Genomic DNA, 25,633 nt, shown 5'->3' with positions numbered 1-25,633 from the left:
CTCACCAGTGGGTGTCGGGGGCCGGCTTCAGGGTGTTGTCCTTCCAGTCCGAGTACCCCGCGTTGTAGGGCTTCTCGTCTGTTCCCCATTTCTCCTTGGTCCAGCTCGTCAGATCGCTCTTCCCCAGCGCCTTGTCCGTGACGTCCATCGCCATTCCCGTCCAGGCGATGCCGAGGCCCACCTGATAGGACTTGTACGCCTTGTCCGCTGCGGCCCCCGCCGCCGCGGGGAACGTGGCCTTGTTCGCCTGCAGCATCTTTGCCATGCCGGCCATCTCCTTGTCGCCGAGGTGTACCAGCGTCGACAGCGGACTGACCCTCAGTGGGTTCTTGGCGACCAGGCCGACGTTCTGGGAGATGGACTTGCGTATGTCGTTACGGGCCGTGCGGACAATCTGTCGTCCCGCTCCTTCCGGCATTCTGGTCATCAGGCGGCCCATGTCGTCCATGACGCCCTTGACGCCCCTGAGCCCTCGGCTCAGCCCGGCGGTCCGGGCAGCCTGAGCAGCGCCCACGGTCGCCTTGGCACCACTGGCGAGCTTCGCGGCCGCCCCGAGGCCGCCCACGACGAGCAGCCCACCCACGACGTCGAAGATGACATCTGTCCAGGTGGCGTCGCCCGATGCCACCAGCAGGAGTCTGAGCCCGATCGTCAGCGCCGCGATGCCGAGGACAAGCAAGTTCAAGCCGGGAATGGCGAGTGCCAGGAAGCCTGCCGCCGTCGCCACCCAGCCGAGAACATCGATGAAGGCTTTGATCCCGTCCGCGTGATCATGGACCCAGCCCTTGACGTCGTCCCACCACGAATCCTCGATCACATCGTCGATCTCGTCGCGGATCTTGCCCGCGTGATGGCTCGCGCGGGTGTCCCGGTTGCCGGTAATGGTGCTCAGCCGGGTGCGGTACGAGTGGAGGGGGTCGTCGTGGGGATGCTCGGTGCCGCTGGGTGGGGCCTGCGGAGCGTCCTTGTCACCGGAGTCGGCCTTCTTGGCCTTGTCGGCCTCGACCTCGGCCTCCTTCTCCTTGGCCTGGCGCAGCACCTTGTCCGCGTCGCTCTGGAAGTCCTCCAGTTCGTTCGACCACTTGGTCAGGTGGCCGTGCACCCGTTCGTACCGTCCGGCCACCTCCCGCATGTGCTTCTCCAGCGTGGAGGACTCGTCCCGCAAGGTCTTTACGTATTTGCCCTTGAGGGTCTCGTCGTCGCTGATCGCCTTGAGGTTCTTGGCCTGGTCCCGGAGCTTCTTGGCCACCGAGACCATGTGCTTGACCTCGGCACGGATCTCCTCCGGATCGCCGGGAACGGGATCGGATGCGCACAGCGGCTGCCAGTCCACCGGACGGCGCTTGGATGTCGGTGTCACGGCGTCACTTCTTCTGCTTCTTCTTGTTGGCATCGGCCAGCTGCTTGTCGAGATCCTCGAAGGCCTTCTTGCTGCCGGCCACGAGCTTGCCGACCGATTCGATGGATTCGATGAGCCTGGTGCGGTAGTCGTCCCAGTTGTCGACGAAGTCCTCCATCGCCGAGGCAATGTCACCGGCGCCCCAGTGCTCCTTCATGTCGTCGCGCCGGTTCTCGATGTCCTCGAAGGTCTTCTTGAGCTGGCCGAGCTTGCGCTCGCAGTCCGCGAGGAAGTCGTAGTCGACCGTCAGATCCGGTTCGCCCACAGTGGCCCCTCCCCGCGCACGCGCTCTCGCTGTTCCGCCTTCACCGGTTGACCGCCTGTATCTCCTGTACGACGACCTCCTGGCCGTTCCCGAACGTCCCGTCGGGCAGGTCGCCGCCCGCTCCACCGGAGCCCGTCCAGGCGACCTCCCACGTGACCGTTGCCTGGAGGTCGAACGCGCCGTCTCCGGAGCTGCGGAGGTACTTGACGCCGCACGGCGGGGTCCGGTCGGCGTTGCCCTTGGTGTAGGGCTCGCCGATCGATCCGTCGTCGTTGATCGCGCACTCCCCGGAGGCGGGGTAGGTCTCGGCGTCCGGCGTGCCCGGCTCCAGCTTGAGGGAGACCGGGGTGGCGGTGGTGGTCGCCTGGATGTTCACGCCGCCCACGTCGAGCGACGCGGTGACGGACACCTCGTCGAACTTGGCCCGGTCGAGCCAGGCCCACGTCGGCAGGTTGACCTTCGTCGCGCCTCCGGGGGCGAGGGTGACCGCAGTGTCGGGGACCTTGATCCTGGCGTAGGCGAGCTGGGCGAGGATCTCCGGGGTCACGGCGTTCTCGACCTCGGGGGCCTCCCCGTTCTCGACCCAGAACGTCTCGGTGTCGCAGGCGAAGGCGGCCGGGTCACCCGCTTCGGCGCGGTCCTCGTCCCGGACCGAGTCCCACCAGATGCCCTTGCCGGCTTCCTTCTTGTTGAAGTCGTCGTAGGGCTCCCCGTTGATGTAGTGGTCCTGGGAGAGGCGGTAGGCCTCGCCCACTCCACTCGCGTGGGGTATGTCCCAGCGTTCGCGGAACTCGTCGGCGAACTCGTCCGGGGTCCACTTCGGCTCGTACCAGCAGGCCGGCGGGCTCCAGCCCCCGGCCGGGGTGAACCCTCCCGGGCTCTCCTCGCCGCCCCCTCCGGTCGATCCGGTGAAGACGATCCGTGATTCGAGGGTCTGACCCTTGTCCTTGTCGTTGGTGCCCTCGACGTCGAACTGGGACCCGCCGGGGTCCTTGCCGAGCGCCGTGCCGGCGGTGGCGAGCACGCACGTGGCGGCCAGCGCCCCCGTCGCCGTCACGAGCCGGGCCTTTCTCACTGCACGCATGTCTTGCTCCCCCGTACAGAAGTGCCGTCCGTCGTACGCCAGACGCCCTGGTCGTTCTTCTCCAGCCGGGTGTTGTACAGCACGTAGGAATCGCTCGTGGCCGGAGACTTGTCGACCTTTCCGGTCTTTCGCTCCTTGTTGTACGCCTTCGTCTCGTCGGCGCAGAACGAGACGCCCGCGGACTTCGCGTCGAAGAGTTCGACCTTGGGGTCGAAGTACCGGGTGGTGCCGGTGTACGTGATTCCGGCGTCCAGCCACTTCTGCACCCACTTCACGGACGTGGTCAGCGCCTTGCCCTCGTAGTAGAAGGTCAGACCCGCCGTGTCCGTCTTGCCCTGCACGATGGCGTCGTTCATCGCCGACTGCGCCCGCGCCGCGTCGGCGAGGGCGGCGTCCTTGGCCGTGTCGCCCGTCTCCCACTTCTCGAAGACGTCCTGGACGTCCTTCGGAAGCGTGATGTCCGGGCGGTCGGCGGAGTCCGACGCGGCGTCGCTCGGCGCCGTGGCCGACGGCGAGCCCCCGGTGTCCGCTCCCGCGATCTTGTCACCGTCGTCGGACTTGTCGTCCCCGCCGCCGCAGGCCGTCAGAAGCAGCGCTGCCGTTGCAGCGAGCGCGGTGGCAACGGGCAAAGAACGGCGCTTCACAGTGAGCTCCCCCGTGAGACAAAGATTCGGTCAAGAGATCTGACGGTAGTCGTGGGGTTGTTGGTTTCGCCAGAGCGAACTTCCCTGAGAAGAGGGGCAATACCGGGCGTAGAGGGCGCTTCGGGGAGCGGGCCGTGTGGCCATGACACGCTCGTTAGAGTGATCCCGGACACGCGAGGTGCGGTTGAAGGGCTGGGGGCACGTGGCGGACGACATACCCCGCACCGGCGGCGGATCCGTGTGGTGGCGCGTGCACTGGTTCCGCTGGTTGCTGTTCAGCCTGATGTGCGCCGGCGGCTCGTTGGGGCTCTCCTGGCTGGGACCCGTGGTGCCGCTCCCTGCCGTCGCGCGGGCGACAGGGCTGCTGCTTGCCGTCTTCGTGCTCCCACTGGCGACGCTGCTGGTCCCGGTGCTCGCGTTGCGGCGGGTGCCGCGCAAGAAGAGGAAGGTCGCCTGGCAACTCATCGTCCCTGTGATCACCGGTGTCGCCATGGGCTTCCTGGGGACCGGCGCGGGTGCTCAGGAAGCCCTGACGGACCGGGGCCTGTGGACCGAAGCCATGGTCGTCGGCATGGACGACAGCGGCACCAACCACTGCGACCTCCGCTCCGTCGACGGACGGGCGATATCCCCCTCGCTCTCGGAGGGCGACGGCTGTGAGGACTGGGTCGAGAAGGGCGACGAGATGCGCGTGCGGTACGACCCCGAAGGCATCGCCGGCCCGACTACGGACAGGGACATCAGCTACAACGGAGGGTTGCTCGCGCTGCTCTTCGGGGCGGCGGTCGTGATGGGGACCTGGGGTGGCGTGCGGCAGAGCAGGTGGGATCGGGAGTATGACGGGAGCTGACCGGGGGGCGCTCGGGGAGAGGGGCGACGGTCGCATCCGGGTGCGGGACGTGGTCGGGCTGTTGCTGTACCTCGTGGTCGGCGGGGCGCTGCTGGTCCTTGGCGTCGGGGGTACGCGGTGGTTCTCGCGTCACGTCGCGCCGGTGCTGTACGACCTGCCCGGTGGCTCCTGGGCAGTCGGGGGCGCTCTGGGGCTGCTCAGCCTGGTCGGGTGGGCCGGGGCCTCGTCGAGACGGTTCGAGAGCCCCGGCGCGGACGGTACGGGCAGGCCGGCGCGCGTGGCGCGGGTCGTGGCCCGTGGTGTGTGCTGGGCGGCCGCGCTGGTGCCGGTCTTCTTCCTGATCAGTGGCCTTCGTGGCAGGAACTGTCGCTCGTACGAGCCTGGTTGCGCGTACATCTCCGGGACCGGTCCGGCGGTGCTCGCGTACGTCGTCGTCGCGGGCGGAGTGGGCTGGCTCTGCCACCGGTGGCGCCGCGCTCGCATCGAGGAGCGCCGTGCGCGGGAGCGCGAGCGTTTGCGCAAGTTGCGGAAGAAGGGCAAGGGCAAGAGCCGCGGCGTCAGGTAGCGATGGCCACGGCAAGGGCCGCCGAGCCTCAGGTCAGCGCCCCCTTCGGCAACTCCACCGTCTGGAAACGCACCCAGCGCCCCACCCGCTCACTCCGCCCCGCCGCCATGAACAACAGGAACGGCGCCGGAACCCCCACCACCGCGACCACCCACCCCGGCAGGAACCACCCCAACTGGGACACGCACAGGCAGCAGACGAGAAGCGCCGTGCCGGTACGGGCGAAGTCGGCCGTGGCCGCCGTGAGGCCGTGGTCCGGATGCGGCCGGAGACGGGCGGCGGCCAGGAGGCCCGCGGCCGCGCCCGCGTGCAGGCCCCAGAGGATGCCGCCAGGGAGGAACATCGCCGGAGCGCCCGCCCTCGGGAAGGGAAAGTTGCGGCCGAGTACGAGGCCCACGACGGCCCCGGTGCACACCGCGGTGAGGACGACCACCGTCGCCAGGTGCTCGCGGACCTGAGCGGGCGGGGCCTCCCCGGGCCCTGTCTCGCGGAACACCGAGCCCGAGACCACCGCGTACACCACCGTGCCGATCACCAGTCCGATCGCCGCGCCGAAGAGGCCGCCGCTCCTGCCCGGACCGTCGGTTGCGGGGAACAGCCCCTCCACCTGCCAGGCCACCGGCGCGAGCAGCAGGACGAACAGCCAGTAGCCCGCCAGCAGAGCCCAGCCGGCTCCGAGGCGCGCGCCGCGCAGCCGCGCCACCGGCGTTTGCAGCAGGCCCGCCACGGGCAACGCGATCAGCGCCCAGGCGAAGATGAGGGCCTCGCCCGCGCGGCCCCGTTCCTCAGCCTTTGCCCTGGCCCACTCGAACAAGCCGACGGCCTCGGGATTCAAGGTCAACAGCACCGTCAGGACGAGCGCGCCGACGCCCGCCGTGACACCCGCCGCGATGCGCAGCCGGAGGACGCTCACGTCCTTACGCCAGCTTCGCGTTCTGCGCCTTCACCACGGTCGGCGAGAGCTTCGCGTCGCTCGGCCTGGCGTTGGCGATCGCCATGCCGTCGACCGAGAAGTAGACGGCGAGGGTGTCGCCGCTGCGGACGACCTCCGTGTGTACGACGTGCTGAACGTCGCGGACGGTCAGCGTGGACTTGAAGCCGAGCGCCTCGTCCCCGGCGGGCGTGACCTTCTCCGCCGTGACGGAGTCGTAGGGGCTCTCGGTCTCCTTCGACTTGGCCGTGAAGCCGCCGCCGCACCCCTCCACGGCCTTCTTCACGTCGGCCAGCGCGGACGCCGCGCCCCCGGACGCGTAGCTGGTCAGGGTGATGTACGTGTAGCCGTTGCCGCTCTTGCGCTCCGACTCGATGTGTCCCGAGACCGAGCGGGTCAGGTCGGCCCGGGGGTCGCCCAGCGGCAGTTGGTTCATGGCGAGCGCCAGCGGCGCACAGTCGGGCTTGTCCGTGGTCACCTCGTCGGGGGATTTGGCGAAGAGGAACTCGTCGTCCATCTCGTTCACGTTGAGTCCGTCGACCTCTGACGTCGTGACCATCGTCTTCGCCAGGTACTCCGCCGGTGCGGGCTGCTTGGCCGCGGTCTCGGTCGTGTCCGGCTTTCCGGCCGCCGGGTCCGCGTCCGAACCGGAGTCCCCACCACACGCCGTGAGCGCGGCGAGGGAGAGCAGGGTCAGGGTGGAGAGGGCGGTCTTCGTGGCGCGGTTCATCGAGGCTCCTTGGTGGGGGAGAGGAAGAGATCAGGGCCGGTGGCGGCAAGTCGGCGGTTAGGCCTCGGCCACCAGCTTCCGCAGTTCGGAGGAGAGTTCCGGCACCCGGGCGCCGGCCGCCTGTGCCGTCGCGATCGCCCTCACGTAGGCCAGCGCCTCCTCCCGCAGGCGTTCCTTCTCCCTGCCCTGGCGCCGGCCGGCCAGCCAGACGTACAGGGCCAGGGGTACGAGGACGAGAGCGCCGTAGCCGGCCGGCTCACTCGACGTCGCGGCATAGGCCGCGCCACCGCCGCCGACCAGGATCAGCAGGCAGCCGGCCTCGTCGTGCCAGCCGCCCTCGTTGACCCTCGACTCGTACTCCGACACGGCGGCGGGCTTCGGCGGTACGGCGACGGGAGCGGAAGGTGCCCCGGGAGTGGGGACGTCCGTCGCCGGGGGCCGGACGTCCAACGGCGCTGCGGCCGGATACGACGGCACCGGCGCCGCCCCCTTCCCGCCCTCGGGTGACGACCTGCCCTCCAGCCACGGCGGGATGTGCGTCAGTGGGATGCCGTGGGCGCGGGCGATGCCGAGGGTCTCGCGGTAGCCGGCCAGCGTGGGATGGTTCAGCGCGCGCTTCCAGCGGGTGTACGCGTACACGACCAGGGCGGTGCCGACCACGACGAGGCACCCCGAGGCGGCCAGTACCGCGATCAGGCGGTGGCCGCTCAGCGTGCGGATCGTCGGGACGACGGCCGGCAGGAGCAGGCCCACCGTCAGTGCGAGGATCCCGAGCCATGCGGACGGGTGCCGACGCTCCCCTTCCATCGCCTGCCGCCGCTCCGCGAGCAACGCGCTCACCGCGCCGTCGTCCATGTAGTCGACCCCGTGCCGGGCGCTCACGGCGCCTATCGCCTCCGCGGCCCGCGGGTCGGCGGCCAACGCCGTCCCGTTCACTGGAAGAAGGTCCATCGACGCCCCCGGTGATCTCTCCGTGCTCGCCCCGTCACTGATCCGAGCGAAGATCATGGCACGCCGGGTCCGCTCCCTCGTGAGTGAATCGTGCAGGCCTGATGGGCGCACCGTGACGAAGAGCACGCGGACGGTGCCCGGCGGTACCGCTCGTGGATTCGCGCGTGCACAGTTGAAGTGCCGTTTGCCGCGCGGTACTCAAGGGGGTTCCGTGGGCGCGAAGTTGCAGATGAGTAACGGTGGGCGGGGTGGCGGTACGGGGGGCGGGGACGCCTTGAGGGGCTTATGTGTGGCTGATACGGTGCGATGGCTTGACACCCGCCTCACTGCTGGTCATTCGCCCAGGTAGGACGGGTGTGTGAGGGGATGTCCCGGGGCGTCACCGGTGGGGTGGGCGCGAGTGGACTGTCCGAATTTGCAGACGATTCTGCGTACTTGGGCCGTCCTGGCTCGGGTGTGAACGTGGCAGACAATTTCTTGGTCGTACGGGGAGCGGTTGCGTGAAGATCCAGGAGCGTACGGGGGCGGGCGCGGGGCGTTCCGCGGCTCCGGCTCAGCCGTCGGTCGGTGACCGGCTTCCCAGCCCTCCTCGCGAGCGCAAACCCGCGCTCGCCGCGTTGGCGGTGCTGCTGATTCTGGTGGGTGCGCTGGGAGCCACGATGCTCGTGCTGCGGGCCGGGGACCGGGTGGAGGTCGTCAGGGTGACCTCCGACATCCAGGCCGGCGAGTCCGTGGGCAACAACGTCGAGTCCGTGATGGTGGCCGCCGACGACAGCATCAACTACATCCAGTGGACGCAGCTGGAAGCGCTCAAGGATCTCAAGGCCAAGTCCACGATCTTCAAGGACACGGTCGTGATGGGGCAGATGTTCGCGGAGCAGGAGCAGATTCCCGCGGGCAAGGCCTCCGTCGGTGTCGCCCTGAAGGAGGGGCAGTACCCGGCGGGCATCAAGTCGGGTGACATCGTCGCCGCCTACCGCGTCGGAGCCAACGGCTCCGGCAACGACTCCGACTCCTCCGGCAACGACGCGTCGTCGTCCGCCTCCGGTGGAGCGATCGTGCCGGACGCCCGGGTGAACGGCGTGTCCGAGGACAGCGACTCCACGGTGAGTACCGGAAGCAAGTCCCTCACCCTCCTGGTCGACGAGGCCGACGCCGCAGCCCTCGCCTCGGCCGCCGCCGCCGGCGAGGTCGCCGTCGTGCGCGTCCCCGGCAAGTAGAAGGGGCCCCATCCCATGGCCCTCATCGCACTGGCCGCCGACAAGGGTTCCCCCGGCGTCACCACCGCGGCCGTCGCCCTCGCGGCGGTCTGGCCGCGCCGTGTCCTGCTGGCCGAGACCGACCCGGCCGGCGGTGACCTGGTGTACCGGTCCGCCGCCGCGCACGGCGGTCCGCTGAACCCGAACACCGGCATGCTGTCGATCGCCGCCACCGCGCGCCGCGGACTCGTACCCGACCAGCTCTGGGACCACGTACAGCCGCTCAGCGGCGGCCTCGAAGTCCTCGTCGGGCTCGGCATCTCCGAGCAGGCCGCCGGGCTCGCGGGCCTGTGGCCCACCCTCGGCCGGGCCTTCGCCTCCCTCGCCGACTCCCCGAACGCGCCCGCCGACGTCATCGCCGACTGCGGCCGCGTCAGCGGCGACACCCCCGTGGCGGAGCTGTTCCCGCACGCCGCGCTCGTCCTCCTCGTCTCCCGTACCGAGCCGGAGGCCATCGCCCGCGTGCGCGACCGTGCCGCCGCCCTGTCCAACAAGCTGCACGGCGGCGCGCGCGGTGCCGCGAACGCCGGTATGCCGCTGATCGGCGTCGTCCTCGTCGCCGACACGAACAACGCCGCCAAGCTGTCCGGCCAGGTCAACGACATGCTCGTGCACGCCCAGACCGGCGCGCGCGTGGTCGGCACGATCGCCGACGACCCGGCGGGAGCGGACCAGTTGGCCGGGCGCAGGCGCGGGCGGCTGGAGAAGTCGCTGCTCATCCGCTCGGCCCGCAAGGTCACGTCGGACCTGTACCAGCAGTTCGGCGCCGCCTGGTCGATGCCCACCGGACCCACCGGACCCGCCGGCACCGGCATGTCCGGCCACGCGGGGGCCGGCCGATGACCGCTGTCGACCACTCGTTGGTCAAGCGGTTCCGGCAGGACGCCGGCGACCGCATCGCCGAGCAGCGCCGCCAGGACCAGGCCGGCGGCGTCACGCCGATGTCCACCGAGGACGAACGGCACTACGCCCGCGCGGTCATAGCCCAGATCCTGGAGGAGTACGCCCGCGCCGAGATCAACGCCGGGCGTACGCCGCTGGACGCGGAGACGGAGGAGGCGTACGCCGCCGCCGTGCACGCCGCGCTGTTCGGCGTCGGGCGGCTCCAGCCGCTCCTCGACGACCCCGAGGTCGAGAACATCGACATCAACGGCTGCGACCACGTCTTCGTCGGCTACTCCGACGGACGCGAGACGCGCGGCGAGCCGGTCGCCGAGACCGACGAGGAACTCATCGAGCTGATCCAGATCCTCGGCGCCTACTCGGGCCTGTCGTCCCGCCCCTTCGACTCCGCCAACCCGCAGCTCGACCTGCGGCTGCCGGACGGTTCGCGTCTCTCGGCGGTCATGGACGTCGCCCGGCGCCCCGCGCTCTCCATCCGCCGCGCCCGCATGGGCAAGGTCTTCATCTCCGACCTGGTCGGCAACGGAACCCTCGCGCCCGAGCTGGGCCACTTCCTGGCCTGCGCGGTCCGCGCCCGCAAGAACATCATGATCGCCGGTGCGACCAACGCCGGAAAGACGACGCTGCTGCGCGCCCTCGCCAACGAGATCCCGCCGCACGAGCGGCTGATCACGGTGGAGCGCGCGCTGGAACTCGGCCTGGACACCTTCCCCGACCTGCACCCCAACGTGGTCGCGTTCGAGGAACGGCTGCCCAACTCCGAGGGCCAGGGCACCATCAGCATGGCGGAACTGGTCCGCCGCAGCCTCCGTATGAACCCCTCCCGCGTCATCGTCGGCGAGGTGCTCGGCGACGAGATCGTGACCATGCTGAACGCGATGTCGCAGGGCAACGACGGCTCGCTCTCCACGATCCACGCCAACAGCTCGCACGAGGTCTTCAACCGCATCTCCACGTACGCCCTCCAGGCGTCGGAGCGGCTGCCGATCGAGGCCAGCCAGATGCTGGTGGCCGGCGCGGTGAACTTCGTCGTGTTCATCCAGCGGCGCAACAACTTCCAGAGCGGCGGCCGCCTCCAGCGCGTGGTCACCTCCGTCCGCGAGGTGAACGGCGTCGACGGCCGCGTGCTGTCCAGCGAGGTGTTCGCCGAGGCGCCCGACGGCCAGGTCGTACCGCACGCACCCATAGCCTGCCTGGAGGAACTCATCGCCTACGGCTACCGGCCCAACGGAACGTGGGGGTGACGCGGCGATGCAGATGAACACCCTCGCGGCCCTCGACTCGCTCGGCTCCATGGGCGGCCTGTTCTCCACCACGGTCCTCTACTCGATCGGCTGCGGAGTCGCCGTCGGCGGCGGCCTCGCCCTGTTCCTGGTCGCCGTACGCGGACTGCCCGTCAAGCCCGAGCACGAGAAGCGGCAGGCCAGCGAGCGGGTCAACGAGCTGATCCGCTGGGCGGGCCGGCGCGGCTCGGCCGCCGCCATCGTCGGCCTCGTCGTCCTGCTGCTCACCCGCTGGGCGGTGCTGGGCATCGCGGCCGGCGTCCTCGTCTTCTTCTGGGACCGCCTCTTCGGCGGCGCCGCCGAGGAACGCGCCGCCATGAAGCGGGTGGAGGCGCTCGCCTCCTGGACCGAGTCGCTGCGCGACACCATCGCCGGAGCGGTCGGCCTGGAGCAGGCCATCCCCGCCTCGGCCCGCGCCGCCGCGCCCGTACTCCGCCCCCACCTGGACTCCCTGGTCGACCGGTTGCGCTCGCGCACCCCGTTGCCCGACGCGCTCCAGCACCTGGCCGACGAGATCGACGACGCGTCCGCCGACATCATCGTCGCGGCGCTGATCCTCAACGCCCGCCTGCGCGGCCCCGGTCTGCGGCAGGTCCTCGGCGCGCTCGCCAAGTCGGCGCGCGAGGAGGTCGACATGCGTCAGCGCGTGATGGCGCAGCGCGCGTCGACCCGCCGCTCGGTGCAGATCGTCGTCGCGGTGTCGGTGCTGTTCGTCCTCGGCCTGTCCGTCTTCAACCGTGACTTCGTCGAGCCGTACGGTTCGCCCGTCGGCCAGCTCGTGCTGGCCTGCGTGTGCGGGCTGTTCGCGCTGGGCTTCTGGTGGCTGCGCAAGCTGTCGACCATCGAGACGCCGGAGCGCTTCCTGGTCCGGGACGGTTCGGATGTGCAGTTCGTACGTCCGCGCACCACGGGTCAGCCGGGTCCGCAGGGCCACCCGGGTCAGCCCGCGCAGCGACTGCCGCAACCGGCACAGCCGTCGCAGGCGTCTGGGGACGAGGGGGTACGACGATGAACCTGACCATGCCGGTCCTGGTCGGCGCCGTCATCGGCCTGGGCATCTACGCCCTGGTCCGCGCACTGATGCCGAGCAGACGCAGCCCGATCCAGCAGGTCGCCCGCATCGACGCGATGCGGGCGCGCGGTGCGGCGTACGGGTCGTCGCGGGCGGCGCAGGACACCAGCCGCCTCGGCTCGCTGCGGGCCCAGGTCGGCGCGCGCGTCGCCGAGCTGTACCTCCAGCAGGGCTGGGAGCAGCGCTCGCTGCGCGCGGACCTGGCGGTGCTGGACCGCAGCTGGGAGAAGTTCCTGGCGACGAAGGCGCTGCTGGCGGCGGGCGGTCTGTTCTTCGGCCCGTTCCTCTTCGCGATCGTATGGACGCTGGGCTTCGGCGACAGCCCGATCATCCCGGTCTGGCTGGCCCTGCTCTGCGCGGTGCTCTTCTTCTTCCTCCCCGACCTGGAGGTACGCAGGGACGCCGCGGAGAAGCGCCGTGACCTGCGGCGCGTCATCGGCGCCTACCTGGACCTGGTCTCCATGAGCCTGGCCGGCGGACGCGGTCTTCCCGAGGCACTGATGGCGGCGGCGGAGGTGTCGGACGGCTGGGCGACCCACCGGATCCGCAACGCCCTGGCCGACGCGCGCATCACCGGCATCAGCCAGTGGCAGGCGCTGGGCCAGCTCGGCGAGGACCTGGGCGTCGAGGAACTCAAGGACCTCTCCGCCTCGCTCGCCCTGGTGGCGGACGACGGCGCGAAGGTCCGGGAGTCCCTGGCCTCCCGCGCGGAGACCATGCGCCACCGCGAACTGTCCGAGATCGAGGGCAGCGCGGGCGAGAAGTCCCAGTCGATGCTCGTGGCGCAGCTCCTGCTGTGCGCCGGGTTCCTGGTGTTCCTGATCTACCCCGCGGCGATGCGGGTGTTCCAGGTGTGACGCCGGCGAAGCCAGTGACGCCAGCCGCAGGCCACTCCGGGCCGCATCGCTCCCAGAACCGACACGAGAGGACAGACTCACCATGAACGGACGCAACCTCCGCACCGGCACCACCGGCATCGTGCCCGTGGACTTCCTGATCACCTTCCTGCGGGCCCGCGTGGACCGCGCCCGCTCCGGCGAGCTGGACCGCGGCGCGTCCGCGGTCGAGTGGGTCATCATCTCCGCGGTCGTCGTCGCGATCGTCGGCGTGGTGGCCGCCATCATCAACGCCGCGCTCAGCGACGGCGCCAACAAGGTCGGCGACTGCATCAAGGGCGCGGACGCGGGCAAGACCTGCTGACCGGCCGACGTACGGCGCTGACGGGGACGATGTGACGGGACGGACGGGGACGGGGATGCCGGGTGCCGCGCGCGGCGTACGCGGCGTGCTCGGCGGCGCCTTGGGGGGCGTACGCAGACGGGTGGGCCGCAGGGTGGAGACGGCGCGGAACGCGGCGGCCACCCGCGGCGACGACTCCGGCATGACCGCGATCGAGTTCGTGCTGCTCACGCCGGTGCTGTTCTTCATGATCTTCGCGACGGTGCAGTTCGGGCTCTACTTCTTCGCCGACCACGTGGCGCAGGCGGCGGCCCAGGCGGGCGCGCGCAAGGCCCGCGCGACGGCCGACGCCCAGCCCGGCGGCTGGCGCGGCGAGGCACAGGACGTCGTCGACAGCTACATCCGCCAACTCGGCCCGCAGCTGGTCCTGTCGCCGGACGTGAAGCTGCTCCAGCCGGAACAGGACACGGTGGGCGTGGAGATCACGGCGCGCATCCCGACGGTGTTCCCGGGCCTGGACCTGACGGTGCACGCGCAGTCGATGGGCCCGGTGGAGCGCTTCGTGCAGGAGGGGGAGAACTAAATGGACGCGACCCCCTTGGCGGGACCGGGCCGCCGCCCTGGCGGCGACGAGGGCCTGTCCACCATCGAGGTGGTCATTCTCGCCCCCGTGATGATCCTCTTCATCCTGGTCCTGGTCGCCTTCGGTCAGTTGGTCGACGGCCGTGGCGCGCTCGACGGCGCGGCGCGGGACGCCGCCCGCGCGGGCTCGATCCAGAAGGACCACGGCACGGCCATCGCGGAGGCGAGGAGGGCGGCCGAGTCCAACCTCACCGACGTCTGCTCCGGCCCCGTCTCGGTCGTCCAGAAGAGCGCCGGCTTCGAACCGGACACCCTTTTCACGGTCGAGGTGAGCTGCGAGGTACGCGGTCTGGCCTCGATCGGCCTGAACGTCCCGACGACCCTGTCGGCGACCTTCAGCTCCCCGCTGGACCCGTACCGGAGGACCGCGTGAGATCTCCCGTACGGCAGTGGCTCGCCGCCCGGCGCGCCCACCTGGACGACCGCGGCTCGGGCGCCGGCGCGGTCATCATCTTCGCCCTGGTCTTCCTCTCCCTCTCCGCCTTCGTCATCGACGGCGGCATGTCCATCTCGAAGCGCGAACGCGCCGCGGACATCGCCGAACAGGCCGCGCGCTACGCCGCCCAGGACATCGACCGCGAGGCCCTCTACGACGACGTGGGCGGCCCCGCCCCCATCAACTACGAGAACTGCGACGCCCGCGTGAAGGCCTTCGCCGCGGAGATGGACATGACCGGCGCGGACATCGCCGCGACGTACTGCGTCACGGCCGACGCGGCCCAGGTCGAGGTCGAGGTCCAGCTCACGTACTCCCCGGTCTTCACCGGCATGTTCTACGGCGGCGACGTGGTGGTCCACGGGCAGGCGGTGGCGGAGAACGAGGTGGGGTGAGGGGACGGGGCGCTCTCAGTCGGGCAACGGGAGCCCTTCGGCCCGCGCGATCTCCAGCGCCTGTTCGACACTGACCTCCGGGGCCGAGAAACGGAGCGAAACCGCGCGCCGGACGAGTTCCGCCGGCGGCGCCACGTGGTGCTGTCGGACGTGGTCCGACCAGGCCAGGGACCAGACCCAGCGGCCGTCGGTCATGATCCCGACGCGTACTCGCATGCTCGCCGAGTCGGAGAACGGATCTGGCAGAGTGCCCGGTGAGATCAGTACGGGTTCAGCCTCTTCCAGGAATCTGGCCAGAGACTCGGCCAGCCCGTCAGGGAGCGTGCCGGGAGAGAAGTCGGCTTCCAGCTGTGGCTCGCCGACGAGATGAGGCACCTGAACCCTGGCCATCCGTTACTTTTCGCCGCCCTTGCCGCCCTTCCCACCCCGCTTGTCCTCCGTCTTCACGGCCTTGTTGACCTGCTTGGTCAGCTCGTCGTCGAGCTTCTTGAACTCGCGGACCACGGCGTCCGACATGTCGCCGAGCGCGTCGAGCTGCTGGGTGATGTCCTCGCGGCCGTCCTCCCAGTTGGACTCGAAGTCGCCGAGGGCGTCGTTGACGCTGCCGTCGCCGATGTCGTCCTTGTACGACTCGAAGAGCTTCTTGGTGTGGTTGAGGCGGGTCTTGAGTGACCGCAACTGGCGCCCGTAGTCCTCCAGCTCGGTCAGCGGGATCGCGAGGTCGCTCTTGGCCATGCGCGAAGTCCTCTCTGCGGTCGGGTCAGACGAACCGGAACGTGCCGGTCACAGCGTCGAAGACGTCGTGGAACGCCTCCGCGAGATCCAGCACCGGGCTGGCCCCGGAGACGAGCACGACCTGGTCGGTGGTTCCCGGGACCGGGATGTACGTCTGCGTCAGCACCATACGAAGGGTACGACTGTCGCCCTGCGCGACGGGCACGTCCTCCACACCGTAGGTCCGGGCGGCCGGCCCGACATCCGGGATGTCGACGGTCGTCACCTTCCGCCAGGCGTCGCCCTCGCGGCGGGGGGTGACGGTGCGCAGGCTTTCGGCGATGGCGCGGGGGTCGGTGGACAGGGCGGCGCCATGGTCGCTCTTGGCCCCGACGATGGACACCGTGACGGTCGCGGACAGGGGTACGGCCTCGAAGTTCTCTGCCATGCACCCCATGTACTGAGCGCCTGATTCGTGTGCGTCGTTGGCCATCTTGCGGAGCATCGTGGTCAGATCGGCCCGGTACGGTGCCAGCTCGGGAAACATCCGTGAGCGCTCGTCGACGAGTCTGCGAATGGTTGCTTCACGGCCTTCTGGGCGAATATCGAACTCCCACCACGTATCCGGAACGGAAAGAGAGAATCCGTCTGGCGGACTTGACTTTGAGGTCATGGCTGCTCTTCTACTGGAACGGTGATGGATCAGGAAAAGAACTTCCGGATTTCAGCCGGTGCCTTACCTTGCTTCCTCCACTGGGAGACGAGGTGTGCTGCCAGCAGCTTGAAGTCCTCGACTGCGAGGGAAGTGGATCCGGCCGGGTTCTTCTCGCCCGCGAGCTTGAATTGACCGCCCGGAATCGACAACTGCATGCCACCCGAGATATTTCCATCCCGATCTGCGAGGTCCACGGTTGCAGACTCCTCGTTCAGGATGAGGAAGGCTTCCGTGGTGCCGTCGACAAGCGCCCGGTAGAGATGCGGAGACGTTCCGTCTGACGTCAGCTTCAGTTGGAAAGAGTGAGCCATCGTCATTCTCCTAGTCCGACCGGTCGCCCGTGACCGTCACGGGCTGCGGCTGCTTGGTCCCAAGTGTAGCCAGCATCGATCGTGGCTTTGTGGGCAGTGCTGTAGCTCTGGTTTCCGGTGTCCCGCATGTAGTTGGACTCGTGTAGCTCGTGCCGCAGGAGATCGATGTCAGCAGGGTGCGGATTGCCGCTGTCGAGTCGTTGCCAAGCCTCTGCAATTCGTGGATTGGCGTCGAATCTCGCCGTGAAGGCGTCGCCGTAGCTGTCGAGGAGATGCTCCTCGTGAAAGAGATGATTCTTGATCTGTTCGACCTCGGATCGGGAGAACCCGTGATCGGCCGCAGTCCTGGCGATGTTGTCGATGTCGTCGGAACCACGAATTACATCGTATGCTTCATCCGCCCAGTCGGTGACGAAGTCCACGTCGCCACGTACGCGACGCAGGGCTCCTCCCGTTTGTAGGAGACGCTCGACTTGTACCAGCCGCGTGACTCCATCGCGCATTCCCCGGAGTGAGGCCGCCAAGTTCTTGAGGCCGCCGATTCCGCCCATGAATCCGGCGCCGAGTGCCTTGAGCCCGCCCGCCTTCCACAGCTTTCCCAGCTTGGCGAGGCTGGTGAAGCCCTTCGTGGCAGGTATGCAGTCCAGGGCGGCCCATAGGAGATCGCCCCAGCCCGCCTCGCCCTTGATGACTTTTCTTATCGTGTCCGCCATCACGACGAGCGCCGCCGCGAAGACCAGCCACCCCAGCGGGCCCCCGACGATCATCACGATGATGCCGACGATCGTGACGACCCACTTGCATATGGTGACGATCTCGTCCCAGTTGTCGGTGACCCAGTCGCCGATCTCCTCCCACCAGTGCCGGTTCGGAATTCCGGCGTCGGAGGCTTCCCGGAGTTTGGTCACGGTCCGCCGGGCGGCCTCCTCGCGCAGGCCCTTGGCCTGACCGGCGAGCTTCTTGGCCGCGTCCAGCGCGGTCTGGGCGCTCTCGACGTTGCGCTCGGCCGCCGCATGGCGGGCCTTCGCGTGCTGGGCGTCCCGGGTCGCACGGCGGACGTCGGCCTCGTCGGGCTTGGGGACGTCCTTGCCGCCGTTCTTGGCGGGGTCGTACGAGTCGGTCTTCTCCGTCGCCCTGCGGACCCAGTCGTCGGCGCCGGTCAGCGCGGTCTGGGCGGTGGTCAGTTCCTCACGTGCCTTGCGACCGTCGCGCAGCGCCTTGTCGGCCTTGTCCTGGGCGTCCTGGAGGTCGGGGTAGAACGTCGTCAGCGCGTCGCCCGCCAGGTTGTACGACTTCTTCAGCTTGCGCAGCTTCTTCGGCGCGTCCCCGAACTCCTCCGCGAACACGGCCGCGGTCTTGCCCGCCCAGGAGAGGATCTCCTCCTCCTTGGCGATGCCCTTGAGATCGCGCAGTACGTCCCCCACGTCGTCGGCGAAGTCGTGCAGCGTGCCGGCGAGTTTGCGTATGCGCTGCGGATCACCCGGCGTCGGGTCGCTCTCCAGGTCGAGTACGTGCCAGTCCGTGGGCCTGTGCGACACCGTGTTCTCCCCCGTACACGTGCGAGGCGTTGCGTTCAGAACGCGCGTATGAACTTAGCGCACGTGTTTGTGGGGGGGTCAGGTGGCCGGTGTCTTGAGGCTCCGCACGAGCGCGGTGAAGGATGCGAGCGGGACGGTCAGGGTGCCGTGGGAGGGGTTCTTCGAGTCGCGTATCGCCACGCGGCTGCGCAGTGGGGCGATCTCCACGCAGGTGTTGCCGTCGCCGCCCCCGGAGAACGACGACTTTCGCCAGCGCGGAGTTTCGGTCGTGGATCGCCTCATAGTTCCTTCGTCAGCCGGTGGATGAAGTCCCGCGACGCCGTGGGGCTCAGCGACGCCTGCTCCACCTTACGGAACAGTGTTCGAAGCTGGTTCAGGTGTGGTTCCGCATCGATGAAGGCGGTGCCGGTGGGGGAGTCGCGGAGTGCGGTATCCAGCTGGGGCACGGGGCCGCAGGCCTGCATCATCGACGCCTCGGCGCCCGCGAAGCCGTCTTGATCGGCTGGAATGACCCGTACGTTCGCGTGACCGTCTTCGATCTGCGCGAGGATTTGACGCAGCTGAGCGTGTGCCACCGGACGGTCGGCCACGCGGACCCTGAGTGCGAATTCGTGCACGATCGTGTCGTACGGAGTCGGCTTGTCGCCCTCGATCACGGATCGCCGCCGCATCCGGTGCTCCACACGGGGGAGCAGCTCGCTGTCGGGCAGGCCCGGCATCATGTACGTGTAGACCGCGCGGGCGTAGTCGGGGGTCTGGAGCAGGCCGGGTACGTGCGTGATCACAATCTCGCGCAGCGCCGTCGCATGATGTTCGACCTCGGCCGTGTCCAGGAACACCGGGGGAAGCACGCCCCGGTAGTCCTCCCACCATCCACGGGTTCGGTCGGTCGCCATGGCCTCGAGAGCCTCGATCAGGCCTTCGTCCGTGCAGGCGTAATGGGCCGCGAGCCGACGTACGCGTTTCGCGCTCACTCCGGCCACCCCGGACTCGATCTGACTCATCTGGACCGAGTCGGCACCGAGCAGCTCGGCGGCCTCTCGGGACTTCATGCCCATGGCCTCGCGGAGTTTGCGAAGTTCAGTGCCCAGTCGCACCCTGCGGGCCGTGAGATGTCTCTTCGGCGGCAACCCGACGCCTCCTGGCTTCAACTGTCCCAGCCGCGTAGCTCGTTCGAGGGGCAGAATACGGCAGCGGCTTGCACCTTCCTAAAACTAGGAAATACCGTCGGTGACGTCGCGCACACCGTGTGACGTTGACGAGTGCCGGAAGTGCACCGCTTCGTCCTGCCCTGACGAGCGGCGATGCCACCGGTCGACGCCCCCTGACCCTGCAGGAGTTCACGCATGCCCGAAGCCGATCCAGTCGCCCCGGCCGCCCCCTGGGAGTACACCCTGTACATCCCGAACGACCTACGTGCCGTCACCGTCTGCCGCCGCACCCTCCGCCTGATCCTCACCATGCACGGCCTCATCCGCCTCGTGGACACCGCCGAACTGCTCGCCACCGAGCTGGTCTCCAACGCCGTACGGCATACCGAGGGGCCGGCGGCGCTGCGCGTGCGATGGGTGGCCGGCGTGCTGCGGATCGGGGCGTGGGATGCCGATCCGGGGCCGCCCGAGCCGCCGGTGCCCTTCGAGGCGCTCGCGGACGCGGAGGAAGGGCGTGGGCTGGCGCTCGTGCGGGCGTGCGCCGACCTGTGGGGGTGGCAGCCGCTGGCCAGGGGCGGAAACCGGGGCAAGTACGTGTGGTGTGACCTTGTCGCGGCGTAGCGCGTTGATCGCTGCGTACAGGAAGGAGAGCTGATGGTCAGCTCGTCGCACGAGGCGTTGCACTGGGTCTTCCAGAAGGACCCGGCGCTGCTGACGCGGGCGTTCCAGAACGTGCTGCGTGTTCCGTTCCCCGAGCCGCGTGACTTCGCGGTGCTGAACACCGATGTCACGGAGATCGAGCCCGTCGAGCGGCGGGTGGACACGCTGATGCGGGTGGAGACGGACGAGGGGGCGTACCTCCTCGTCGTCGAGGCGCAGGGGAAGAAGGACGAGGAGAAGCGGAGCAGTTGGCCGTATTACCTCTCGTACCTGTACGCGAAGTACCGCGTCGAACCCGTCCTCCTCGTGATCACGCAGAGCAGCGCGACCGCTCGCTGGGCGGCGCAGCCCATCCGGCGGGGGCTGCCCGGCTGGGATTCGCTGACGGTGCGGCCGTTGGTGATCGGTCCGGACAACGTGCCGGTGATCGCGAGTGAGCGGGAGGCTGAAAGGGACGTCCCGCTCGCCGTTCTGTCGGCCATGACGCACGGGCGAGGGCCACAGGCCGCCGCCATACTGGAACCGTTGGCTTTCGCCCTGCGGACCGTCGACGGCGAGAGCGCGGCGGTGTTCGGACAGCTCATCGAATCGTGCCTGGGCGATCCCCGGGCCAAGGACCTCTGGAGGGACCTGATGTCGGAGATCCGCTACTTCTTCAACAACCCGGTGGCCGAGAAGGTCCGTGAGGAAGGCCGTGTGGAGGGTCGTGAGGAAGGGCGGGCCGAGGATCGTTCCGAGATCACGCTGGAGATTCTGGAGTGGCGGGGCATCCCCGTGTCCGGCGCCGTGCGGGAGCGTGTGCTCGCCTGCACCGACCTGAGGCAGCTCAAGGTCTGGTCCCAGCGGGCTGTGCAGGTCACGCGGGCAGAGGATCTGTTCAGCGAAGGGCGGGCCTGATGCCCAGGGAAACCGCTCCTGGGCGCGTGCCCTGAGCGGCGTCACGGTGGAGTCGGCCGAGGGTGCCTTCAGCGGTTGATGGACTGGATTTCCTGGACGTTCATGTCCTGCGTGGTCTCGAAGGTGCCGTCCGGCAGGTCGCCCACCGCCCCGCCCGTGCCTTGCCAGGAGATGTCCCAGGTGATCGACGCCTTCAACTGGTACGGCTCGCCGTTGGAGGCGCGCAGGTAGCGGATGCCGCAGGGCGGGGTCTCGTCGGACTTGCCCTTGGCGTACGGCGTGCCGATGGAGCCGTCGGCGTTGATCTCGCAGTCGCCGGAGGCGGGGAAGGTCTCGGCGTCCTTCGTGCCGGGCTCCAGGTGGAGGGCGACGGGCTTCGCGGTCGTTTCCGCCCACAGGCCCGTGTTGGGCAGCTCGGCGCGGACCTTGACGTCCTTGAAGGTGCCCTTGTCCAGCCAGACCCACGTGGGCAGGTTGACGGTGGACTTGGCGGCCGGCTTCGCCTCGATCTTGGTGGCGGGGACCTCGACCTTGTCGTAGGCGTACTCCGCGAGGGTCCGCGGTGTCGGGGCGTTCGGCACATCGGGGATCTGGCCGGCGTCCTGCCAGAACATCAGCCGGTTGCACAGCGACGTGTCGTCGAGAGCAGACAGGCTCGGCGCGACGCCGCGCCAGAAGTAGCCCTTCTCGCCGAGGTTGTAGTCCTTGTAGCCCTTCGCGGACGACGGAGTGCCGAAATAGTTGGGCGCGTCCTTGCCGTCCTTGAAGTGGTCGGTCCACAGCTTGGAGCCGTACCAGCCCTGGCGGATGCTGACGTCGCCGCCGCCGTCGTTCTCCGCGAAGTCCTTCAACTGCTCGGGAGTGAACACCGGCTCGTACCAGCACGGCGGGGGCTCCCAGTTGACGTCGGTCGCGCTCAGGCTTCCCCGCTTGCCGCCCGTGGGGCCGCTCACCTGTGTGACCTTGATGCTGGTGTGCTGGGCCGAGGCCGTCAGCTCCTTGCCCTCGGCCTCGCCCCTCGTGTCGGAGCCGCCGAAGGCGTTGGCGGGTGCGGTACAGCAGAGTGCCGTTGCCACGGATGAGGCGAGCACGGGCAACGCCTTGTGTCGAGCCCTCACTTCGCGCACTTTCCCCTCTCCGAGCGGACGGACGCGTTCTGCCATACCCCCTGGCTGCTCTTGCGCAGCGTGACCAGGTAGTAGACCTCGGGGTCCATCTCCGGGGGGTTGCCCTCGACCTTGCCGGTCTTCCGGTGCTCGGTGCGTGCCTCGCTCTCGTCGGTGCAGTAGCCGAGGGACGCCGTGGTGCCGTCCTCGAGCAGGGTCACCTTGGGGTCGAAGACCGGCAGCTTGCCGATGACCGTCACGTTCTTGTCCGTGTACGACTTGATCCACTTCTTGCTCTGCGCGCGGCCGGAGTCGGTGTCGTAGAACGAGACGGCTTCACTGTCCGGATCGTTGGCGATGATCGCCGCGTATCCCGCCCGCAGTTCTTCCTTGGCGTCGTTGAGTACGGTCTGCTCCTGAGCGTCTCCGCTCGTCCAGCCCTCGAAGGTCAACTGGAAGCTACTGGGCAGCTTGACCACCGGGCGGTCCACGCCGGGCGGCGTCGACGAGGACGCCGACGCCGAAGCCGAAGGACTCCCACCCCCCGCCCCCTTGATGTCCTCCGGCGAGGACTCGTCGCCCCCGCCGCACGCGGTCAGGAGCAGGGCGGCCGTCGTGGTGAAGGCGGCGGTGGTCATGGTGACGGCTCTGCGGGCCACGGTGTTCCCCCTGGGTAAGGCGTTGCGACAGGGAACGAAGCTATCAGTGGGGCGTGCAGGGGACCTGACCGGTTTCGGGGGTTTGTGTGGGGGATGTGAAGAGGCGTGCGACGAAAGGGCGTAAAGGGCGCGGAGCGGGCGGAAGTTGTTCCTCCCTCTTCCACAGGGCCTTCGACGCTGTCAGCGGCAGTCCATAAGATCTCTGTAGGCTCAGCACACCCCTCATACCAACGCCCCGGCGGGCCTCGCCGCCCTCGACCACGACCCAGGACTCCGCCCATGCCGCGACGCCGCACCTCAAGCTCCTCCAGCAGCTCGACGGCTCCCTCGGCTGCCCCGGCGGCGCCGAGGAACCGCACGCCTCAGCCGGTGCGGGTGCGGCGGCGGTCGTTCGGGGACTTCGTCAAGGCGTTCCTCGCCTTCGTCGTGCTGCTCGCGCTCGTCGTCGGGGTGCCGCTCGCGCTGGCCGTGGCGATCGGCTGGCCGCTGCCCAACGGGGCGCCCGGCCTCGACTGGCTCCAGCGCGAGATCACCGTGCAGACCTTCCTGCACATCCTCACCGTCATCGTCTGGCTCGCCTGGGCCCAGTTCACCGCCTGCGTGCTCGTCGAGGTCAAGGCCGCGCTGTCCGGCGTAGGGGTGCCGGGGCGGGTGCCCGGATCCGGGCCCAGCCAGCTGCTGGCCCGGCAGCTCGTCGCCGCCCTGCTCCTCGTCGGCGCCACCGCCGCGAGCCTCACCCCGGGCCTGTCCCAGCTCGGCCAGAGCCTGGAGGGCAACCAGAAGCCGGCCGTCGCCGCCGCCCAGCAGACGCCGGGACTCTTCGCCCAGCAGCAGGAGCAGGCCGCCTCCACCGCGAACGCCCTCGCCGAGCAGGCCGGACAGGCGGGGCAGGACGCGGCCCGTGCCGACGGTGGTGGCTCCGCCGCGCACGGCGACACGAAGTACTACCGGATCCAGCCGCCCGAGGGACGTCACCACGACTCCCTCTGGGAGGTCGCCGACCGGCACCTCGGCGACGGACGCCGGTACAAGGAGATCTTCGAGCTCAACAAGGACCGCGTGCAGCCCGACGGGTCCAAGCTGTCCGAGGCGTCCCTCATCCGGCCCGGCTGGATCATGGAGATGCCCGGCGACGCCCGCGGCGGCGAGCTGGTCGAGATGCCCGACGAGGCGCCGAACGTCTCGGAGCAGGTGCAGCAGCAAATCAGCGACTACGCCCGGACCGGCGGCGACCGCGCCCAGGGAGGCGGCGGAGCCCAGGGAGGCGGGGACGCCCACGTCTCGCTCCCCGAGCAGCGGCCCGCGCCCACCCCCGCGACACCCGTCACCCCGGCGACCCCGGCACCCGGCCCCGCCACCGGCGGGCAGCACGCCACCCCCGCCGCCGAGGAGTCCGGGCGCTCCTTCGGGCTCCCCGAGGCCCTGCTCGCCGCCCCGCTGCTCGCCGCCGGTCTGCTCGGCGCCCTCGGCCGCCGGCGCCGGCAGGCGCTGTGGCACTCGGCGCTCGGAGCCGTCGGCGGACGGCGCGGCATGGAGCCGCCCACCCCGACCGGCGACGCCCAGGACGCGCAGGACGCGCTGCTGGTCGGCGCCGACCCCGACGGCGTACGCCTCCTCGACCGTTCGCTGCGCGGGCTCGCCGCCTCGCTCGCCGCCGAGTCGCGCGCCCTGCCCGTCGTCTACGCGGCCTGGATGGGCGGCAACGGCGACCTCCACCTGCAACTGGCCCAGCCGGCCGGGAAGCCGCCGACGCCCTGGCAGGTCGGGCAGGACCAGACCTTCTGGATGCTGGCCCGCGCCGACGCCGAGCGGTACGAGGACGCCGAGACGGCGGCCCCGTACCCGGGTCTGGTCAGCCTCGGCACCATGGACGACTCCCGGCTGCTGCTCAACCTGGAGGCCGTGCCCGGCCTCGTCTCGCTGAGCGGCGCCGAGGCCGACCGGGCCGCCGTGTTCGCGTCGGTCGCCGCCGAGCTGGCCACCAACGGATGGTCGGACCGCATGACCATCACGCTGGTCGGGTTCGGGGACGACCTCACCCCGCTCGCGCCCAACCGGATACGGCACCTCGACGGCTTCGAGGACCTCTTCGAGACCATGTCCGCCGAGACCCGGCAGCGGCGCGGCGCGCTCGGCGCCGCCGGGCACGACTCCGTGCTCACCGGCCGTACCGGGCCCGCCCAGCACACGCGTTGGGCACCGCACCTCGTCCTGCTCGCCGCGCAGCCCTCCGACGAGGACGCCCTGCGGCTCGCCGAACTCGCCGCCGACGCCGGCCGCCTCGGCATCGGCTACCTCGTCGGCACCGAGGGCACCGACCTGCCCGGCGCCGCCTGGGAGATGGAGATCACCGGGGACGGGAAGCTGCTCGCCCCGCTCCTCGGGCTCGAGCTGGAGGCGCAGCTGCTGCCGGCCGCGCAGCAGCGGGCCGTGGTCGAGCTGTTCACCGACGCCGACCCCGAGCGCGGGCCCGGCGGACCGGCCAACACCCCGCCGTTCCTCGTCGACATCAGCGAGCAGGGGCGGCCCGCGGTGTACGCGCGCCTCGTCGGGTCGTACGAGATCATCGGGCTTGACGCCCCCGACGGCGACCGCAGCGCCCAGCTCCACGAGGCGCTGGCGCTGCTCCTGCTGCACCGCGAGGGCGTCCACCCGCGCGTGCTGGCCTCCGCGCTCTGGCCGCGCGGTGTGACGGAGGACGTGCGCGACGCGCTCCTGGAGCGGCTGCGGGCCTGGCTGGGCACCGACCCCGACGGCACGCCGAGGCTCGGCACCGACGCCACCGGGCGGCTCACCCTCGCCAAGTCCGTCGTCTCCGACCTCGACGTCCTGCGCTCCCTCTACTACGAGGCCACACAGGGCCGCGGCGTCGACAGCCGCCAGGTCCGCGGCCGGCTGCTCACCGACGCGCTGGTGCTGGTGCGCGGGCCACTGCTCGCCGACCGTCCCGAGGGCCGGTACCGCTGGCTGACCCACGAGATCATCGACGCCCAGCTGCCGCTGCTGGTCGCGGACACCGGGCTCGCGCTCTCCGAGTTCCACCTGGAGCGCGGCCGCGCGGAGAAGGCCATCGAGGCGCTGAACGCCGCGCTGCGCACCGCCCCGGCCGACGAGCGCCTGTGGCACGAGCTGCTCCGCGCCACGCACGCCACCGAGGACGCCGACCGCCTGCGGGCCCTCGCCGCCGACCTGATCGGCCGCAGCGGGGCGCGCGGTCTGCCGCCGCGCACCGAGGCGCTGCTCGACGAACTCCTGCCGACCTGGCGCGACGGCGTCGCGGCAGCGGGCTGACCC

At 69.9% G+C, this 25,633-nt stretch carries 30 protein-coding genes; 14 read left to right on the top strand and 16 right to left on the bottom strand.

Going from position 1 to position 25,633, the window contains the following annotated elements:
* Nucleotide 1: 1 nt before the first annotated feature.
* From ACZ67M_RS15855 to ACZ67M_RS15840, 4 genes are read right to left on the bottom strand one after another with little or no spacing between them, the layout of a single operon-like run.
* Nucleotides 2-1,360 carry a hypothetical protein gene (locus ACZ67M_RS15855; RefSeq protein WP_469851227.1) on the bottom strand — a complete coding sequence of 453 codons (1,359 nt, stop codon included), beginning with the start codon at nt 1,358-1,360 and terminating at the stop codon, nt 2-4.
* A gap of 4 nt (nt 1,361-1,364) precedes the next feature.
* On the bottom strand, nt 1,365-1,664 hold the full coding sequence (locus ACZ67M_RS15850) for a hypothetical protein (protein WP_385794286.1): 300 nt from the start codon (nt 1,662-1,664) through the stop codon (nt 1,365-1,367).
* 40 nt (nt 1,665-1,704) lie between these two features.
* Nucleotides 1,705-2,748 (bottom strand): hypothetical protein, encoded by a 1,044-nt coding sequence (locus tag ACZ67M_RS15845; RefSeq protein WP_469851225.1) that lies wholly within the window; start codon nt 2,746-2,748, stop codon nt 1,705-1,707.
* Nucleotides 2,736-3,392 carry a hypothetical protein gene (locus tag ACZ67M_RS15840; protein ID WP_392009661.1) on the bottom strand — a complete coding sequence of 219 codons (657 nt, stop codon included), beginning with the start codon at nt 3,390-3,392 and terminating at the stop codon, nt 2,736-2,738. The genes ACZ67M_RS15845 and ACZ67M_RS15840 overlap by 13 nt, the downstream gene beginning before the upstream one ends.
* A 202-nt stretch (nt 3,393-3,594) precedes the next feature.
* On the opposite strand from ACZ67M_RS15840, the gene ACZ67M_RS15835 reads away from it, so the two are divergent.
* Both ACZ67M_RS15835 and ACZ67M_RS15830 read left to right on the top strand, forming a co-directional pair.
* The gene (locus ACZ67M_RS15835) at nt 3,595-4,242 is read left to right on the top strand and encodes a hypothetical protein (RefSeq protein WP_469851224.1); all 648 of its coding nucleotides are present in this window, start codon (nt 3,595-3,597) and stop codon (nt 4,240-4,242) included.
* Nucleotides 4,229-4,807 (top strand): hypothetical protein, encoded by a 579-nt coding sequence (locus ACZ67M_RS15830; RefSeq protein ID WP_469851223.1) that lies wholly within the window; start codon nt 4,229-4,231, stop codon nt 4,805-4,807. The genes ACZ67M_RS15835 and ACZ67M_RS15830 overlap by 14 nt, the downstream gene beginning before the upstream one ends.
* A 28-nt stretch (nt 4,808-4,835) precedes the next feature.
* Here ACZ67M_RS15830 and ACZ67M_RS15825 read toward each other — a convergent pair whose 3' ends face one another.
* From ACZ67M_RS15825 to ACZ67M_RS15815, 3 genes are read right to left on the bottom strand one after another with little or no spacing between them, the layout of a single operon-like run.
* Complete coding sequence (locus ACZ67M_RS15825) at nt 4,836-5,720, bottom strand: hypothetical protein (protein WP_469851221.1); 885 nt, start codon at nt 5,718-5,720, stop codon at nt 4,836-4,838.
* A gap of 4 nt (nt 5,721-5,724) precedes the next feature.
* Nucleotides 5,725-6,468, bottom strand: a complete 744-nt coding sequence (locus ACZ67M_RS15820) for a hypothetical protein (RefSeq protein WP_469851219.1) — start codon at nt 6,466-6,468, stop codon at nt 5,725-5,727.
* Between the two features lie 57 nt (nt 6,469-6,525).
* Nucleotides 6,526-7,419 carry a hypothetical protein gene (locus ACZ67M_RS15815; RefSeq protein WP_469851217.1) on the bottom strand — a complete coding sequence of 298 codons (894 nt, stop codon included), beginning with the start codon at nt 7,417-7,419 and terminating at the stop codon, nt 6,526-6,528.
* Nucleotides 7,420-7,919: 500 nt separating this feature from the next.
* On the opposite strand from ACZ67M_RS15815, the gene ACZ67M_RS15810 reads away from it, so the two are divergent.
* The 9 genes from ACZ67M_RS15810 to ACZ67M_RS15770 all read left to right on the top strand — a co-directional run bounded on the left by ACZ67M_RS15810 (nt 7,920) and on the right by ACZ67M_RS15770 (nt 14,588).
* Nucleotides 7,920-8,639: a hypothetical protein gene (locus ACZ67M_RS15810; RefSeq protein WP_469851215.1), complete on the top strand. Its 720-nt coding sequence runs from the start codon at nt 7,920-7,922 to the stop codon at nt 8,637-8,639.
* A 15-nt stretch (nt 8,640-8,654) separates the two neighbouring features.
* A complete protein-coding gene (locus ACZ67M_RS15805; protein ID WP_392009680.1) occupies nt 8,655-9,521 on the top strand; it encodes a hypothetical protein in 867 nt (288 codons plus the stop codon).
* On the top strand, nt 9,518-10,825 hold the full coding sequence (locus ACZ67M_RS15800; protein ID WP_122615643.1) for a CpaF family protein: 1,308 nt from the start codon (nt 9,518-9,520) through the stop codon (nt 10,823-10,825). The genes ACZ67M_RS15805 and ACZ67M_RS15800 overlap by 4 nt, the downstream gene beginning before the upstream one ends.
* Nucleotides 10,826-10,874: 49 nt before the next feature.
* The gene (locus tag ACZ67M_RS15795) at nt 10,875-11,876 is read left to right on the top strand and encodes a type II secretion system F family protein (RefSeq protein ID WP_392234875.1); all 1,002 of its coding nucleotides are present in this window, start codon (nt 10,875-10,877) and stop codon (nt 11,874-11,876) included.
* A complete protein-coding gene (locus tag ACZ67M_RS15790; protein WP_365637880.1) occupies nt 11,873-12,793 on the top strand; it encodes a type II secretion system F family protein in 921 nt (306 codons plus the stop codon). The genes ACZ67M_RS15795 and ACZ67M_RS15790 overlap by 4 nt, the downstream gene beginning before the upstream one ends.
* Before the next feature lie 82 nt (nt 12,794-12,875).
* Complete coding sequence (locus ACZ67M_RS15785; protein WP_030145342.1) at nt 12,876-13,136, top strand: hypothetical protein; 261 nt, start codon at nt 12,876-12,878, stop codon at nt 13,134-13,136.
* A gap of 55 nt (nt 13,137-13,191) precedes the next feature.
* Entirely contained in the window at nt 13,192-13,698 is a 507-nt protein-coding gene (locus tag ACZ67M_RS15780) for a TadE family protein (RefSeq protein ID WP_469851212.1), read from the top strand.
* Nucleotides 13,699-14,130, top strand: a complete 432-nt coding sequence (locus ACZ67M_RS15775) for a TadE/TadG family type IV pilus assembly protein (RefSeq protein WP_385794312.1) — start codon at nt 13,699-13,701, stop codon at nt 14,128-14,130.
* Nucleotides 14,127-14,588: a TadE/TadG family type IV pilus assembly protein gene (locus ACZ67M_RS15770; protein WP_361353205.1), complete on the top strand. Its 462-nt coding sequence runs from the start codon at nt 14,127-14,129 to the stop codon at nt 14,586-14,588. Before ACZ67M_RS15775 ends, ACZ67M_RS15770 begins: the two co-directional genes overlap by 4 nt.
* Before the next feature lie 15 nt (nt 14,589-14,603).
* Here ACZ67M_RS15770 and ACZ67M_RS15765 read toward each other — a convergent pair whose 3' ends face one another.
* From ACZ67M_RS15765 to ACZ67M_RS15735, 7 genes are all read right to left on the bottom strand, one after another.
* Nucleotides 14,604-14,978 (bottom strand): hypothetical protein, encoded by a 375-nt coding sequence (locus ACZ67M_RS15765; protein ID WP_469851211.1) that lies wholly within the window; start codon nt 14,976-14,978, stop codon nt 14,604-14,606.
* A gap of 3 nt (nt 14,979-14,981) precedes the next feature.
* A complete protein-coding gene (locus ACZ67M_RS15760; protein ID WP_467319952.1) occupies nt 14,982-15,323 on the bottom strand; it encodes a hypothetical protein in 342 nt (113 codons plus the stop codon).
* 25 nt (nt 15,324-15,348) lie between these two features.
* Nucleotides 15,349-15,975, bottom strand: coding sequence for a hypothetical protein (locus ACZ67M_RS15755; protein WP_469851209.1), 627 nt, complete (start codon nt 15,973-15,975; stop codon nt 15,349-15,351).
* Between the two features lie 29 nt (nt 15,976-16,004).
* On the bottom strand, nt 16,005-16,328 hold the full coding sequence (locus ACZ67M_RS15750) for a hypothetical protein (protein WP_469851207.1): 324 nt from the start codon (nt 16,326-16,328) through the stop codon (nt 16,005-16,007).
* Nucleotides 16,329-16,330: 2 nt separating this feature from the next.
* Complete coding sequence (locus tag ACZ67M_RS15745) at nt 16,331-17,866, bottom strand: putative T7SS-secreted protein (RefSeq protein ID WP_469851205.1); 1,536 nt, start codon at nt 17,864-17,866, stop codon at nt 16,331-16,333.
* Between the two features lie 78 nt (nt 17,867-17,944).
* Complete coding sequence (locus ACZ67M_RS15740; RefSeq protein WP_392009701.1) at nt 17,945-18,148, bottom strand: DUF397 domain-containing protein; 204 nt, start codon at nt 18,146-18,148, stop codon at nt 17,945-17,947.
* The gene (locus ACZ67M_RS15735) at nt 18,145-18,996 is read right to left on the bottom strand and encodes a helix-turn-helix domain-containing protein (protein ID WP_385794325.1); all 852 of its coding nucleotides are present in this window, start codon (nt 18,994-18,996) and stop codon (nt 18,145-18,147) included. The genes ACZ67M_RS15740 and ACZ67M_RS15735 overlap by 4 nt, the downstream gene beginning before the upstream one ends.
* Nucleotides 18,997-19,212: 216 nt before the next feature.
* Between ACZ67M_RS15735 and ACZ67M_RS15730 the strand changes: the two genes are divergently transcribed.
* Nucleotides 19,213-19,638 carry an ATP-binding protein gene (locus ACZ67M_RS15730; protein WP_469851203.1) on the top strand — a complete coding sequence of 142 codons (426 nt, stop codon included), beginning with the start codon at nt 19,213-19,215 and terminating at the stop codon, nt 19,636-19,638.
* A gap of 33 nt (nt 19,639-19,671) precedes the next feature.
* The gene (locus ACZ67M_RS15725) at nt 19,672-20,574 is read left to right on the top strand and encodes a hypothetical protein (RefSeq protein ID WP_469851202.1); all 903 of its coding nucleotides are present in this window, start codon (nt 19,672-19,674) and stop codon (nt 20,572-20,574) included.
* 68 nt (nt 20,575-20,642) lie between these two features.
* Here the strand turns inward: ACZ67M_RS15725 and ACZ67M_RS15720 are convergent, their stop codons facing one another.
* Both ACZ67M_RS15720 and ACZ67M_RS15715 read right to left on the bottom strand, forming a co-directional pair.
* Nucleotides 20,643-21,692 (bottom strand): hypothetical protein, encoded by a 1,050-nt coding sequence (locus tag ACZ67M_RS15720; protein WP_469851201.1) that lies wholly within the window; start codon nt 21,690-21,692, stop codon nt 20,643-20,645.
* Nucleotides 21,689-22,339, bottom strand: a complete 651-nt coding sequence (locus tag ACZ67M_RS15715; protein ID WP_469851199.1) for a hypothetical protein — start codon at nt 22,337-22,339, stop codon at nt 21,689-21,691. Before ACZ67M_RS15715 ends, ACZ67M_RS15720 begins: the two co-directional genes overlap by 4 nt.
* A gap of 279 nt (nt 22,340-22,618) precedes the next feature.
* Here ACZ67M_RS15715 and ACZ67M_RS15710 point away from each other — a divergent pair, with 279 nt between their 5' ends.
* On the top strand, nt 22,619-25,630 hold the full coding sequence (locus tag ACZ67M_RS15710) for a BTAD domain-containing putative transcriptional regulator (protein ID WP_469851197.1): 3,012 nt from the start codon (nt 22,619-22,621) through the stop codon (nt 25,628-25,630).
* Nucleotides 25,631-25,633: the final 3 nt, after the last annotated feature.

The organism is Streptomyces sp. NPDC107500, assembly GCF_055582785.1.
This window is presented reverse-complemented; position numbering and strand designations above follow the sequence as displayed.

Excerpts from the sequence above, each read along its gene's own strand:
- ACZ67M_RS15845 (WP_469851225.1), bottom strand. The coding sequence starts at position 2,748 with ATGCGTGCAGTGAGAAAGGCCCGGCTCGTGACGGCGACGGGGGCGCTG.
- ACZ67M_RS15830 (WP_469851223.1), top strand. The coding sequence starts at position 4,229 with ATGACGGGAGCTGACCGGGGGGCGCTCGGGGAGAGGGGCGACGGTCGC.
- ACZ67M_RS15820 (WP_469851219.1), bottom strand. The coding sequence starts at position 6,468 with ATGAACCGCGCCACGAAGACCGCCCTCTCCACCCTGACCCTGCTCTCC.
- ACZ67M_RS15815 (WP_469851217.1), bottom strand. The coding sequence starts at position 7,419 with ATGGACCTTCTTCCAGTGAACGGGACGGCGTTGGCCGCCGACCCGCGG.
- ACZ67M_RS15805 (WP_392009680.1), top strand. The coding sequence starts at position 8,655 with ATGGCCCTCATCGCACTGGCCGCCGACAAGGGTTCCCCCGGCGTCACC.
- ACZ67M_RS15800 (WP_122615643.1), top strand. The coding sequence starts at position 9,518 with ATGACCGCTGTCGACCACTCGTTGGTCAAGCGGTTCCGGCAGGACGCC.
- ACZ67M_RS15795 (WP_392234875.1), top strand. The coding sequence starts at position 10,875 with ATGGGCGGCCTGTTCTCCACCACGGTCCTCTACTCGATCGGCTGCGGA.
- ACZ67M_RS15790 (WP_365637880.1), top strand. The coding sequence starts at position 11,873 with ATGAACCTGACCATGCCGGTCCTGGTCGGCGCCGTCATCGGCCTGGGC.
- ACZ67M_RS15785 (WP_030145342.1), top strand. The coding sequence starts at position 12,876 with ATGAACGGACGCAACCTCCGCACCGGCACCACCGGCATCGTGCCCGTG.
- ACZ67M_RS15780 (WP_469851212.1), top strand. The coding sequence starts at position 13,192 with ATGCCGGGTGCCGCGCGCGGCGTACGCGGCGTGCTCGGCGGCGCCTTG.
- ACZ67M_RS15775 (WP_385794312.1), top strand. The coding sequence starts at position 13,699 with ATGGACGCGACCCCCTTGGCGGGACCGGGCCGCCGCCCTGGCGGCGAC.
- ACZ67M_RS15765 (WP_469851211.1), bottom strand. The coding sequence starts at position 14,978 with ATGGCCAGGGTTCAGGTGCCTCATCTCGTCGGCGAGCCACAGCTGGAA.
- ACZ67M_RS15760 (WP_467319952.1), bottom strand. The coding sequence starts at position 15,323 with ATGGCCAAGAGCGACCTCGCGATCCCGCTGACCGAGCTGGAGGACTAC.
- ACZ67M_RS15755 (WP_469851209.1), bottom strand. The coding sequence starts at position 15,975 with ATGACCTCAAAGTCAAGTCCGCCAGACGGATTCTCTCTTTCCGTTCCG.
- ACZ67M_RS15750 (WP_469851207.1), bottom strand. The coding sequence starts at position 16,328 with ATGGCTCACTCTTTCCAACTGAAGCTGACGTCAGACGGAACGTCTCCG.
- ACZ67M_RS15740 (WP_392009701.1), bottom strand. The coding sequence starts at position 18,148 with ATGAGGCGATCCACGACCGAAACTCCGCGCTGGCGAAAGTCGTCGTTC.
- ACZ67M_RS15730 (WP_469851203.1), top strand. The coding sequence starts at position 19,213 with ATGCCCGAAGCCGATCCAGTCGCCCCGGCCGCCCCCTGGGAGTACACC.
- ACZ67M_RS15725 (WP_469851202.1), top strand. The coding sequence starts at position 19,672 with ATGGTCAGCTCGTCGCACGAGGCGTTGCACTGGGTCTTCCAGAAGGAC.
- ACZ67M_RS15710 (WP_469851197.1), top strand. The coding sequence starts at position 22,619 with ATGCCGCGACGCCGCACCTCAAGCTCCTCCAGCAGCTCGACGGCTCCC.